Source organism: Pseudomonas thivervalensis (assembly GCF_001269655.1).
Classification (GTDB): domain Bacteria; phylum Pseudomonadota; class Gammaproteobacteria; order Pseudomonadales; family Pseudomonadaceae; genus Aquipseudomonas; species Aquipseudomonas thivervalensis.
Genome location: NZ_LHVE01000024.1, coordinates 1 through 929, shown reverse-complemented (window position 1 = coordinate 929; position 929 = coordinate 1). Strand labels below are relative to the sequence as shown.

The 929-nt window shown below is 62.1% G+C and carries 2 protein-coding genes; one reads left to right on the top strand and one right to left on the bottom strand.

What is annotated here, in order from left to right; translation table 11 throughout:
• Positions 1-376 (top strand): alpha/beta hydrolase fold domain-containing protein (locus AD659_RS28820; RefSeq protein WP_156330602.1); only part of this gene is annotated, 376 nt, incomplete at its 5' end.
• Positions 377-510: 134 nt separating this feature from the next.
• Here AD659_RS28820 and AD659_RS28815 read toward each other — a convergent pair.
• Positions 511-929: TonB-dependent receptor domain-containing protein (locus tag AD659_RS28815; RefSeq protein ID WP_156330601.1), on the bottom strand; the 419-nt coding region annotated here is incomplete at its 5' end.

Below are 929 nucleotides of genomic sequence, written 5' to 3'. Positions count from 1 at the left end.
GACCGATGCGTCCACCAGCAGCCCGTCCACCGAGCTGTTTGGCGAAGGTTATCTGCTGGAGAGCGAAACCCTTGAGTGGTTCTACCGACACTACGCCAATGAGCCCACCGATCGCCTGGACTGGCGTTTCTCGCCGTTGCTGGCGCCCGGTTACCCAGGCCTGGCCCCAGCCCTGATCGCCCTGGCCGGCCATGACCCGCTGCTCGACGAAGGCCGCGCCTACGCCCGGCGTCTGCAGGAGCAGGGGGTGAGCGTGGAACTGATCGAATACACCGGCCTGATCCACGACTACCTGCGCTTGCAGAGCGTGGTGCCGGAGATTGACGAGGTGTATGCGCAATTGAGCCAAGCCTTGCGGGCTGCACTGACCGCCTGAAGCGCCGCGATCCCTGGAAAGGATGGCTAAATAAACCATCCAAGACAGTTGCTCCCACAGGGTATTGCCCATGTACCTTATTGGGAGGCACAAAAAAACCGGGCCAGGCCCGGTTTTTTTGTGTGCGGTGTTGCTTAGAAGTCGTAGGTCACGTCCAGCGAGGCCACGCGTTCCTGGCCGTAGTAGCAGCCGAACGAGTAGTTGCAGTGGGACACGTACTCGCGGTCGAAGACGTTCTGCACGTTCAGGCTGGTGGTGACGCCACGCAGGCTCGAGCTGGCTTTGCCCATGTCATAGCTGATGGTGGTGTCGAACACGGTGAAGGCCGGTACGTCGAACGAGTTGGCCGCGTCGCCCGGCTTGCGGCCGGTGTGGCGGGCACCTGCGCCGAAGGTCAGGCCGTTGAGGACGGCCTGGGTGAAGTGGTAGTCGACCCACAGCGTGGCGGAGAACGGTGCCTGTTGCTCGCTGCGGTTGTCCTCGTTGCCGTAGTTGTCCTTGGTGTAGAACGAGTCGAGGTAGGTGGCGGCGGCCATCACGTCAATGTTGTCGA